9 protein-coding genes are annotated in these 11243 nt (G+C 46.7%); 3 read left to right on the top strand and 6 right to left on the bottom strand.

The genetic code is table 11. From position 1 onward, the window contains the following. Positions 1-83: 83 nt before the first annotated feature. Positions 84-1082, top strand: a complete 999-nt coding sequence (locus RDN79_RS14035) for a HAMP domain-containing sensor histidine kinase (RefSeq protein WP_308573242.1) — start codon at positions 84-86, stop codon at positions 1080-1082. Here the strand turns inward: RDN79_RS14035 and RDN79_RS14040 are convergent. From RDN79_RS14040 to RDN79_RS14050, 3 genes are all read right to left on the bottom strand, one after another. Beyond that, the gene (locus tag RDN79_RS14040; RefSeq protein WP_298551292.1) at positions 1079-1411 is read right to left on the bottom strand and encodes a type II toxin-antitoxin system PemK/MazF family toxin; all 333 of its coding nucleotides are present in this window, start codon (positions 1409-1411) and stop codon (positions 1079-1081) included. The two genes, RDN79_RS14035 and RDN79_RS14040, sit on opposite strands and share 4 nt — an antisense overlap. After that, positions 1408-1620, bottom strand: coding sequence for a hypothetical protein (locus tag RDN79_RS14045; RefSeq protein WP_298551290.1), 213 nt, complete (start codon positions 1618-1620; stop codon positions 1408-1410). The genes RDN79_RS14040 and RDN79_RS14045 overlap by 4 nt, the downstream gene beginning before the upstream one ends. A 75-nt stretch (positions 1621-1695) precedes the next feature. Beyond that, entirely contained in the window at positions 1696-4380 is a 2685-nt protein-coding gene (locus RDN79_RS14050) for a prolyl oligopeptidase family serine peptidase (protein ID WP_298551288.1), read from the bottom strand. Positions 4381-4480: 100 nt separating this feature from the next. Between RDN79_RS14050 and RDN79_RS14055 the strand changes: the two genes are divergently transcribed. Further along, on the top strand, positions 4481-5527 hold the full coding sequence (locus RDN79_RS14055) for an acyltransferase family protein (protein WP_298551287.1): 1047 nt from the start codon (positions 4481-4483) through the stop codon (positions 5525-5527). Here the strand turns inward: RDN79_RS14055 and RDN79_RS14060 are convergent. The 3 genes from RDN79_RS14060 to RDN79_RS14070 form a co-directional block, all read right to left on the bottom strand. Next, the gene (locus RDN79_RS14060; RefSeq protein WP_298551285.1) at positions 5522-7213 is read right to left on the bottom strand and encodes an SUMF1/EgtB/PvdO family nonheme iron enzyme; all 1692 of its coding nucleotides are present in this window, start codon (positions 7211-7213) and stop codon (positions 5522-5524) included. The two genes, RDN79_RS14055 and RDN79_RS14060, sit on opposite strands and share 6 nt — an antisense overlap. Positions 7214-7224: 11 nt before the next feature. Then, positions 7225-9165 (bottom strand): TlpA disulfide reductase family protein, encoded by a 1941-nt coding sequence (locus RDN79_RS14065; protein WP_298551283.1) that lies wholly within the window; start codon positions 9163-9165, stop codon positions 7225-7227. 138 nt (positions 9166-9303) lie between these two features. After that, positions 9304-9978, bottom strand: coding sequence for an ABC transporter ATP-binding protein (locus RDN79_RS14070; RefSeq protein ID WP_298551281.1), 675 nt, complete (start codon positions 9976-9978; stop codon positions 9304-9306). Between the two features lie 425 nt (positions 9979-10403). On the opposite strand from RDN79_RS14070, the gene nudC reads away from it, so the two are divergent. Beyond that, the gene (gene nudC, locus RDN79_RS14075) at positions 10404-11192 is read left to right on the top strand and encodes an NAD(+) diphosphatase (RefSeq protein WP_298551279.1); all 789 of its coding nucleotides are present in this window, start codon (positions 10404-10406) and stop codon (positions 11190-11192) included. The last annotated feature ends 51 nt before the right edge of the window (positions 11193-11243 follow it).

An 11243-nucleotide genomic window follows, 5' to 3' on the forward strand; every position in this document is an offset into this window, starting at 1 on the left:
TACTATTAATTCGTAAATAAACGTGAGATTCGTATTTTCTTTGTCTTTTTGTGGGTTTGTCGTAATTAATGTACCTTTGCCCTATGTATAGTCGCAGGTTATATGCTAAGATGGTAGGGAGCGTAGTATTGATCGTGCTTTTATCCCTCATTGGCTCCTGGTTGTTAATAACACAGTTGTCATTTACATTATCGTTTGTGTGCCTGTTGTTTATCCTGTTGATAACTCTGTTTATAATCCGGTTGGCAACCCACTTTAATTATAAATTGTCCGTCTTTTTCGAGGCGATGCGGAACGAGGATACGACGCAACATTTCCCTGCTAATCCGGATGATCCCTTTATGAATGCTTTATACGCCGATATGAATCATGTTCTCCGGCAATTGGGGGATAAACATCTTGAGGTGGAAGAGAAAAGCCTTTATTATGATAGTATCCTACGGGTGATGACGCATGAGATTCGCAACTCTATCACCCCGATTGCTTCTCTTTCGGCAGATTTGCTAAAATATATGGACCGTACTTCCCTATCCCAGCAACGTGAAGAGCTTGAAGTCATCAACAGCCAGGCAAAGAGCCTGACTGCTTTTCTCGATTCGTATCATCGTTTGACGCATTTGCCGGAACCGGAATATAAAAAAATCCCCGTACGGGCGTTATTTACTAAGTTGGAACAGTTACTACAAGCCGAACCGGGAAGTGAACGGATTGTTTATTCCGGTGGAAAGGCTGATACGGCGGGTAAGGAACTTCAAATATATGGCGATGCCAATCTGGTTACTCTTGCATTGATCAATCTGATCCGGAACGCATTGCAGGCGGTAGAGGGACAAAAGGATGGAATTGTGAAGGTCGATGCATGTGCCGGGGTAACCGGACGTCTTCTTATAACGATAACAGACAACGGCCCGGGGGTTCCTCCCGAACGGTTGTCCGCCGTCTTTACTCCTTTCTATTCCACCAAATCCGGTGGTAGCGGCATCGGCCTGCCTATTTCCCAGCGCATCATGCAATTGCATGGCGGCCAACTTTCCGTCTTGTCTGTTCCGAATGTCCGGACAACATTTAAGATGGAGTTTTAAAAGATCGTTTGTTTTATCTTCTCGACAATTTCGACGAAAAAGTCATTCTTGATTCGGCTACATATCTTGACTACATCGCGTTCTGTATATCCGCCTATTAGTTGACAAATGACATAGCTTTGCCTCGATAAAGGCTTGCTTAACATTTCATTATTCAATGGATAAGTATATTGTGGATTATAGTTCTTAGATGAAATCATTGCCAAATAAAAGAATCCTTCTATCTCCTGAAGTTCATCATTGGATACCACAATAGCCATATGTGGTTTTGTTGTTCCGTCAGGAAATAAATAATTAACTTCGATAATATCTCGTTGGTGTATTTTCATTCTGATAAATATTTTTCCATGCACTTCGCCATAGAGCGTTTGGAGTTTTCGAAAAATAGTTTTTTTTCTTCTTCCTGACTTAATGTATCTTCATTTTCTTTAGCAACATGAACTTTCCATCCCATTTTATGGGCAAGATATTTGAATATGGATATTTCTGATATAGGAATATCAACATATAAACTTAATGTGTTACCTGTTATTTTCATTGTTTACATTCCAATTAATATACAAAGATATGAATATTTATCCATAATATATTAAGAATAAATATAAAAGAGATATCAATATCCCAACTCGAAATCCCGGTCTACGGCCGGAACACCTTCGCTCATCCATTTAGGCATGGGGGCGCCTTGCAGGTAGTGGTGGAAGAACTGGAACATGCGTTTCTGGAAATCGAGACGGTTTGCCAAACGCGTCGGCCAGTGGGGTTCACCTGTATAGTTGAGCAACCACGCCGGCTTTTGGAGGCGTTTGAGGGCGATGAAGTATTCGATCCCCTGATACCAGGGCACGTGCCCGTCTGCATCGTTATGCATGATCAGGATCGGGGTAGTCACCTTATCCATATTGAAGAGGGGAGAGTTTTCGATATATTGCAACGGCATTTCCCAGATATTGCCCCCGATACGGCTTTGCCCGTGTTCATATTGCATGGAACGATTTAAGCCGGAGCCCCAACGGATTCCGCCGTAAGCACTCAGCATATTGACTACCGGCGCACCCGATTCGATTGCGGCAAAGAGCCGGGTACGGGTGGCTAAATAAGCAACCTGGTAACCTCCCCAGCTATGGCCTTGTGCGCCGATCGCTTTCTCGTCGACATACCCTTTCGCAATCAGGGAAGTGATCCCCGGCATTACGCAATTATAGCAACTTTCACCCGGATAGCCGTCTGTGAAGCGGACATCGGGATTGAAAATGATAAAGCCGTGGCTGAGGTAGAACGGATAGTCGATCGTAGAACGTCCGGGACTGGGCATATGGTAGTTGTATAATGTATTGGCATTGCGCTCGTAGAAATTCACGATTACCGGATATTTCTTGTTCGGGTCAAAATTGGCCGGTTTGTAGATGACACCTTCCAGAGGCCGGCCATCCAGGGAGATCCAGGAAGTCAGTTCGGCTGTCCCCCAAATGATGGAATCCTGCTGGCGGATGCCGTCTGTCAGCCGGATGGATTTCTTGAAACTGAGGTCGGATAGTCGGACATCCGGATATTGCTCGTATGTTTCCTGCGTGTAGATTACGGCATCGGTGTTTTTGGCTTTCGACAGAGCGGCCAGTTTGAAGTCGCCGGCCAACAGTGCTTTGGGGGCGGTCGGTTTGTTCAGACGGGCGGTATAATACCCGAAGCCTTTGGTGACTTCGTTGAAGCCGTTGAGATACTGGGGAGCGTTCAGGTTGTACGATCTTTTCTCCCGGTCCATTTGGATCAGCGAATAGGTGATCTTCTCCTTCCGGCCGTTTACGGTCAGGCTGACAGGAGAGGAGGAGGCTGTCGGGCTGAACTCCCAGATATCGTAGCGGTCCCGGATCAGGATCGTCCGGTCGTCGTCTGTCCAACCGGCGATTCCGTACGGGGAAGGATAGTCCGGGACGTCGTTATCTTCATTCCAGGCGATGAAGGTCTCCGGTGTGGTCAGGCGGTATTCTTTCCCGTCGGCCATGGAACGGGTGTACCAAGAACTGTCCTGTTCCTGATACCAGTATGTATATTTCCCTTTCGGGGAGAAACGCATGTAAGAAGGACTCTTTTCCTTGATTTGCCGTCGTTCTCCGGTTTCCAGGTCGATCGTATAAAGGTCATAAAAGTTTTTAGCCGTCCACATGCTTTGTGTGCCGTATGGCTTTGAGGTCGAGAGAAGTGCCAGTGATGCATTCCCTTCATCAGCGGTTTGCAACGAGGGAAGTTCCTCGGTCGCCAATTGGAAGAGACGTCCGGAACCGATGTTGTAAACTGCCGTATAAGACCGTTTCAAGTCGGACGCCTTGTTGAAAGACTGTTGCGTGTATTGTACCTTTTCGTCCCAACTCCATACTTGTACGTCCGGCCGGTTTTCGGCCAGTACGGTCGTGTCTTTCTGCCGGGGCTCCGGGGCTGTGCCGAAGAACAGGCGATTAGAGTTTTCGGAGAAATGGAGAGTTCCGTTTTCGCTGATTATCCACGATGAGGGAAAGGCTTTGTCTCCCCGTTGCGCGATCAGTTTGCCGGGGGTATTGTTTTCCGCTATATACAGGCTACTCCGGGTCGAGGCGGAGTCTTTGTTTGCACAGAACAGATAGGCGAGCTTGCTGCCGTTTTCATTGAAAGCGATCTTTTTGAATACTCCTCTTCCGGCGGATATCCGGCTGTTCCCTTTCTCTGGAATATAGGTATATAAGACAGAATCGGATACGATGTATAGTACATTCCCTTTTTGGGCAAATCCGAAATCGCTTACAGCCGGAAACGAATCTTTCAGCATTCCGTCGAGCGAACGGATGTAAAGAGTGGAGTCTTTTTTACTTCCGCGCTGATAAGCCAGCCAATCGGCCGTTTCCGAGAGTTTGTATGTTTTGAGTGAATCTACCGTCTCCTCTCCGCCTGTCAGCCGGGAGATGACAAGGTTGTTCATCGGCATTTGGTCCTTGTCTGTTTTCTTTAGCTTCTCGGCTTCTACTTTTTCCAAGGAAGGAACTTTTGTTACCAACAGATATTCGGATGAAGCGCTGAATTGTGCTTTCGAAGCTGGCTTGAAAGCCGCTTTCTCTTCTCCTTTGCCGTTGTATAACTGAATGGAGGCATCTCCCCGCCAAGGCTCCATTTTACAGAAGACCCATTTGCCGTCATCGGAAATACGTTGTTCGGATATGTGTTCCCATCCGACCATCTCGTCGAATGTCATCGCTCTCTTTTCCTGGGCTTGTATGGATAGACCGGAAGTTAGAAGTAAGAGACTGATTAAATGTATGGAATTGCTCATTAATTTGATTGATTTGTTTTAGTATGCAATATTACTCTTTTTTATTAAAAGGAAAAAGTATCTTTGCAACCTTCAATTGATTATAGGAAATAAATAGAACATGAGAGATCGGAATCTGGATATATGCAGAGGGGGAATTAGAATTTATATTACTTGTTTTTCTCATTTGGTGTGGTGGGAAGGAGCAAAGGTGGGGATTTTCGATAGAGGATGGGTTTCCGCTGCTTTGTTTTCAATGGCAATTATATTTTATATAGCGGGTGCTTCTTTTTCATTAACATCCGAGAAACCTTATTGGGTCTATATCCGGACGAGGGTGAAAAAGATTGTAATTCCTTATTGGAAGTATGCACTATTCTGTTTTCCGGCTGTCTGTTTTTTTTACAGGAATCATGGTGGTATCATACCGTTAAAAGATTTTTTATCGTATGTCCTATTTACCCCTCCGGTGGAACATCGCATATTTGACCATCTTTGGTTTTTATCTCCTTATTTATTGATCAGTCTTTTCCTTCCGATGCTATTCAATGGGATTCGCCGGTATAAGATTCCGTTTATCTTTTATGCAGTCTGTGTGGTTTTGCTATTGTCGTCCAATCAATATTATTCGGAATTGATTCAGACGGCTATAGTATATATGCTTTTTACTGTTTGGGGATTGTATTATAAACAAAATTTAGGTTGGCAGAATATCGTGTGTGTGATCGCTGCCGCCGGATATTTGGTTTATATGTTTGGAGTAGAAAAGATTCCGTTTGATATACAAGCAAATAAATTTCCTCCGAATTTGTTGTTTGTTTCATACTGTATGGTCATTTTGGGTCTTGGAGGCTCTTATATGAAGAAAGGGATTGTTTCTTTATATGATAAATCCGCAATTGTCCGTCGATATATAGATATCTACTCGAAAGAGGGGTATGATATCTACTTTGTCCATGCCTTTTCGACATTGTTGTTAGGAGTATTTAAGCGGTTTTTGGGGTTAAATCAGATTATTGCCGATCATCTTATTTTACAATTGGTTTATGTTGTAGTCGGCTTCTTATTTTTGCTCAATGTCAATATATACGTTTTAAGATTGTACAATTATGTATGGTCCCTGATCTATAGAGCTGTTAAAGTCGTATTTCCTGCCAGGCAATTATAAATCCTTTACCAGCCGGAACCCATTGTTGAAATGCTTGCTGTTCGGGAAGATGTAATAGCGGCAGGTCGGGCGGCAGATTGCGCGTTCGTTGAACCAGGTTCCGCCACGGACGGCGACATATTCTTTGCCGTCTTTTATCTGGGTGTCGCTGCACCATTCCCATACGTTACCGCTCATATCGTGTAAACCTAATTCGTTGGGTTTTAACGTCCCTACCCGGTGCGGCTTTCCACCGGAGTTTCCGGCATACCAACCTAAGCTGTCCAGTTCCATGCCGCCGCTATAAAGATGGTCGTGGTTCCCGTAGTTGCCGCCTCGTGCGGCGAATTCCCATTCTTCTTCGGTCGGCAGGCGTCCTCCGGCCCATTTGCAATATTCCTGTGCGCCGTACCAGGTGACATAGATTGCCGGATGAGCCTCGTAACCCGGCATTGGCTTTCCGTTTTGGATGCCCCAGTTGCAGGGGTAATACAAAGGCGGGTCGTCTTTTATCTTTTCAGGACTAAGTGTCGAGAGAAAGGCGGCAAACTGGTAGTTCGTTATCTCGTACCGGCTGATTAGGAAACTGTCTACTTTTACTTTGTGAGGCGGATTGTTGTCTTCTTTATAAGTGGACCCCATTTCGAAACTTCCGCCATTGACGGTTACCATTTCCGGTTCTTCGTTCTGCTTCAGCCATTTCTTGAATTGCAGGTCTTCCATTTTCTTCACGGCAGCCTCGTATTCGTTTGCCCGGATGTCGCTTGCCATGAATTTCTGAAGGTAATGGATCGCAATGTCGTAAGCTTCCACATCTTTGAATGGGAGCAGGCGTTCGGACATGGATGCCAGTGCGATGTAGCCGTCCGTTCGTGTAGAGTCGAGCTGCACCGCTTGCGCATAGAGTTTATAGGCTTCTTCCGCATAGCTGTGCATTTCCTTTTCTTTGTGGCTTGTCTGGCGCAGCAGGTCGTCCGCCTCCCGGATGTAGCTGTCGGCATACGGGTTGATCTGGTTGCTGATCAAACGGGTGAATTTGGTTTTCTTCATCTCGACCGGGATGAGGCGGTAAAGGGCTTTCAGGGAATCAGGCGAAAGATTTTTCATGACACGGGTCAGCAGGAACTGCCCGGCATACTGGTCCATGTGGTTCTGGATAAATTTGGAACGGATGGAGTCGCGTATGGCTGTGATTCTATCTCTTTCCACCTCTACGTCTAATTTGTAAGTGCCCGGAACGATATGACTGTTATACACTATGCCATCCGTTTTCCGGTTATGCAAGCGATTGGCTATGTGGTTCAGGCTGTCGATCTGTTGTGTAAACGACTGCGTCCGGTTCAGATAAGCGGCATATTGCATTTGTGTTTGAGCCCCTTCGAAATGCAAGCCGTTCGGAAAATCATGGATGCTTCCTTCGACAACGATCTTCCCCGTGTCTACCAGCAGGTCGCAGTAATAGAATTCATCTTTGATGGTCGTGCAAAGCCAGAGATGCTGGGGCGTGTCGAACAGCTCGCCTTTCATCTGTAATTTGCCGTCTTCGAGTCGCATCGCATTTATAATCCGCTGCGTGCTGAATTGTTTCAGGAAGAATACGGTTCCGTCTTTCACATCCCGTATGCGGGCCTGTATGAGATAGGAATTATCAGCATGCAACAACAGGCCGATCCCTGAAAACAATAGAGCAAGCAACGTTTTATACATAGTAACAGTTCTTATTTATCCAATTCCTTCATGAGCATTTCCTTCATCTTATCCGCTCCCATGAATCCGACTTGGAAATGGGTCGGCGTACCGTCTTTGGCGATGATCATGTAAGAAGGAACACCCTGCACGCCGAATTTATTGCAGATATACGTCCATTGTGCATCCGTCATCCGGTAATGTTCGCCCTTGATATCCGGTATCATCTGTTCCCAAGTGCCTTTCGGGGAGTTCTCGCCTGCCAGGTAGAGGAAGACGATATCCTTGCCGGCGAAATCTTTCTTGACAGGTTCGGACGCTCTCATCGCGGCTTTACACGGGCCGCACCAGGTCGCCCAGAAATCGACAAACACAACTTTGCCCCGGTAAGGCGTGGTGATGGCGTTGAACAGTTCCTCGGCCGGGATGTCGGCGATGTTCACACGGTTGACGGTGTAGCCGGATTTCTTTTTGTTTTCTTCGATTGTCTGCTTGACCTTGTTGTTCATCTGCGTGAGTGCTTCCTGGATGACCGGGGATATTTTCCCGGCCTGCGCGATCTCCTCGTCGCTTAGCGGACGGAATTCTTTTATCGGTTGGGATAGGCGTTGTGCGGCAAGGAGGTCGAAAAGAATCCCGTTGTCTGTCCCCATAACCTTGATGAGATCGGCGGTGTTATCGGGGGCTTTCTCTCCGGCGGCCCTGTCTTCTCCGGTGAAGTTCGTATATTGCAGGTAGGAGATCAGATAAGTGAAAGAGCCGTCATACAGCAGGTACGGATCGTTGCTTATCAACTCCGGGATGAAATCGTAATATTCTATAGCCGGTATCACCTTTTTGTCTTTGGGTATCACTGAGTCGCGCGGAATCTGGTTGACAGTACGATAAGCGTACTCCATCATTCCGCTGATGCCAAGCAATTGTTCCGCCAAGTCTTTTTTCAGGCTGTTATGCAGGAGCGTGCGGTAAGCGTCGCTTAATTCCGTATGGCTGTCCAGTACGGCTTTTTCCTTCTGGTAACGATCCATCCAGTAAGCCTTGAACTGATTTGCATCCATCGTGCTGATATCGGAAAACATCTGCATATAGTCTTCCTGGGATTTGGGGGAGACGGATACAAAACGAAGGGAAGAATTGCTGGATTCGTTGTTTAGCGCCGCCAAAGCCCCGGTGAAATAATATTTCTCGCCTAATGACGGTTTGTCTTTCTGCTTTTTGGACTGTGAACGGCAAATCTCCGGCATGTTGATTTCTACGGAAGTCGTTTCTCCCGGTTTCAGATATATCAGGCCGTTCATAAAGTTGCTGGAGATGTTCAGGCTTGTAGAATAATACAGTGGGACTTCCAACGTGAAGTTCCCATCCGGTTGTACCGTAATATTATATTCTTCCGTGCCCCCGTTCAACAAGTTGAAATTCCAAGCGCGTCCCTTCAGGTTCATGTCCGGTTTATAGTCGGCGATATGTCCTTTCAGTACAGCCGTGCCGTTTTTGAATTCCGGCTTTTCCAGTACCGGGGTTTCAACAGGGTTCTTTTTCCCTGCCAGGGAAGAGTAGGCTGGTGAACCGTCCAGCCGGATGTTCCATATCTTGTAGGCGCCTTCTACGTCTCCTTCGGAAAAGTCAACGGCTTTCGTCCCTTTCGGCAATGGCGGGAATATCAGGCGGAAAGAGGCCTCTCCCGATTCCGGCATCCAGAACTTTTCGCTCAGGTTGATGCCGTCGCCTGCCTTGATCGGATAGGTTTTGCCGTCGGCCTGCAAGGTAGTTTCCTTCGCGACCTGTATCCAGTATTTCGGGTGGTAGTAAGCGTCGATATAAAAGACCGTGGCGGTATCGCTCAGTACGATTTTATCTATTTCCAGTGTCGTCGAGTTCCAAGCGTCGAAAGCCGGTTGTTCGACTACGCGTTCCTGTGCCTGCAATCCAGTGAAGCAAAGAAGGAACATAAGTAAGTAAAGTCCGTGTTTCATATTCATTCGATTTATGATTAGTGCCGGCAATATACAAGTTTATTTGATTTGGAATCATATGGAATACGACAATCTCGTAAACCGTAACATATCTTAATACATTACGGCTTCCTCTTCTCCTTTTATAACATTTCAGGCTTAAATCACGGTCTCCGTTACCACCTGTCCGTCGAACAGGTTGATGATGCGGGATGCGAATCCGGCATCGTGCTGGCTGTGCGTCACCATGACGATCGTCGTCCCTTCCTTGTTCAGTTCGTTAAGCAGATTCATCACTTCCTGCCCGTTTTTGCTGTCCAGGTTACCGGTAGGTTCATCGGCAAGGATCAATTTCGGATTGGCCACTACGGCGCGGGCAATGGCGACACGCTGTTGCTGGCCGCCGGACAACTGCTGCGGGAAATGCTTTTCGCGGTGCACGATAGCCATCCGTTCCATCGCTTCCTGCACTTTCTTTTTCCGTTCGGTGGCCGAAACACCCATATAAAGCAGAGGTAGTTCAATATTCTCGTACACGTTCAACTCGTCGATCAGATTGAAACTCTGGAAGACGAAACCGATAATCCCCTTGCGCAGCTTCGTCCGCTGGGCTTCCGTATATTGGGAAACTTCGATCCCGTTCAGGTAATATTCTCCGGTAGTCGGGTTGTCCAGTAGTCCTAAGATGTTCAGCAACGTAGATTTACCGCATCCGGAAGGTCCCATAACGGCAACGAACTCTCCTTCTTTGACTTCTATGCTTACTTTGTTCAGCGCCAACGTCTCCACCTCTTCCGTCCGGAAGATCTTTTCTAATGCAACTGTTTTAATCATGGTTTTCAACTGTTTTGTTTATGAGTAGTGATGCAAAAGTCGTGCCATAATCATAAGTTTCTTATATGTAATGGATTATCGCTTGATCGGAATCCTGCAACTGTGCTTGTCCGCACGGATGGAGTTCGGAAACGCACGATTATTCTCCCGGGCCTCATAAGAAAATCTTTTTGTTCCTTATAGGAAAAGATCGTTAGATGCCGTATAATTCTTTAATCACAACCGGCGATTTTATAATCAGCGGCGGTGATTTTATAATCGTCGGTGCTGATTATGTAATCGCCGCCGCTGATTATAGAATAATAAGGCACTTGGCGAAGATTTATTACTTATGCGATACGTTTTCTTGTGCGATAGGAAACAATAGAGATACCAATGTGGGGGTTTTTTTCGTATGTTTGTCCCCGATATAAAGAATCAGACGTATGGAAATGACAAATAACGCTCCTCTATATTGGTATGTTTTCTACAATGACCAACTTTTGCTGCAAAAGAAAGCCGGTGGTGGCTATGCAATTCCTTTTATGGATAAATCGCCTGTAGAGACGTATGGCCGTGCGTCTCTACTCCAGAGGGTCGAAATGCAGGACGGGACGGTGGCGATGGCTGTTTCGACCGACGAGCCGCTGGAAGAGACGGACGTTTACCTGCCGATGGGACTTCGGGCCTCTTACGATCATATAGACCGCTACTTCTATGACCAGGCGGGGAAGGCCTACGAGATACTCTATTGGGACCGGCACAGCCGCTTCTGTCCGGCTTGCGGGACGCCGACGGAACAGAAGGGACCGATCGTGAAGAAGTGTCCCGCTTGCGGATATGAGATCTATCCGGCAGTGTCGCCCGCTATTCTTGTCTTGATCCGGAAAGGCGAGGAAATCCTGTTGGTGCATGCACGTAATTTCCGGGGGACGTTCCATGGGCTTGTGGCCGGTTTCCTGGAAACGGGCGAGACGTTGGAGCAGTGCGTGGAACGTGAAGTGCGGGAGGAAACCGGATTGACGATCCGCGACATCACTTACTTCGGCAATCAGCCCTGGCCTTATCCGAGCAACCTGATGATCGGTTTTATTGCCGATTATGTCAGCGGGGAGATCAAATTGCAGGATGAGGAGTTGAGCTCCGGTTCGTTCTTCTCGAAAGACAACCTGCCGGAGATACCGCGCAAACTGAGCTTGGCGCGGAGGATGATTGACTGGTGGTTGGAAAATTAAGAATTAAAAATTAAGAATTAAAAAATTGGGATTAAATCATAAATCACTGTT

Source organism: uncultured Parabacteroides sp., from assembly GCF_902493135.1.
Classification (GTDB): Bacteria; Bacteroidota; Bacteroidia; order Bacteroidales; family Tannerellaceae; genus Parabacteroides.